The sequence below is a fragment of the Pseudomonas sp. GD04058 genome (assembly GCF_029836855.1).
Lineage (GTDB): Bacteria > Pseudomonadota > Gammaproteobacteria > Pseudomonadales > Pseudomonadaceae > Aquipseudomonas > Aquipseudomonas bharatica.
The window spans coordinates 1-594 of sequence record NZ_JAOECN010000100.1 but is presented as its reverse complement, the minus strand read 5'-3'; the positions used below and the strand labels follow the sequence as shown (position 1 = coordinate 594).

Here is a 594-nt window from a genome sequence, read left to right as displayed (position 1 = left end):
TTGGCCAGAACGTAGTAAAGCTTATCCCTCAGCATGCCAAAAAGGGTCGGGCTGCCGCGATACAGGGAGAGCTCGAAGTTATTCTTGAAGGGGTGATTAATAAAACCTACCTGCAGGATACGATTCCAGCGGTCAGCGTGGTCGTTTCAGAATTCGAGGATCAGATAAAAGAGAGGAACAAAAGTCGTTTGCCTTCGGATCAGCTCAAGATCCCAAGCGGAATGACTGTCCGAAGGTACATCGCCAAGCTGGATCCGTACCTTGTGGATAAGGAGAGGCTCGGAAAACACGCAGCAGACAAGAAGCACCGTGTTGCGGCGGGTGTCCTACGTGTCCATGAGATTTTGGAACGTTGGGAAATTGATCACACCTTGTTGGACGTCCAGCTTGTGGATGAAACCTCGGGGCTGTGCATTGGGCGCCCCTATCTGACGATCGTCCTCGACCGCTTCTCTCGAATGGTGATGGGATATTTGCTCCACCTGTCGGCGCCAAATACGGAAACCGTGCTTCGTGTGATCGAACGCTCAATCCGTCCAAAAGCCGAATTGCTGAAGCGCTTTCCGAAAGTGAGAAATGAATGGTGGGCACGTG

1 protein-coding gene is annotated in these 594 nt (G+C 51.9%); it reads left to right on the top strand.

What is annotated here, in order from left to right:
• Positions 1–594, top strand: a 594-nt coding sequence (locus tag N7650_RS27890) for a transposase family protein (RefSeq protein ID WP_279900910.1), incomplete at both ends; no start/stop codon positions are given.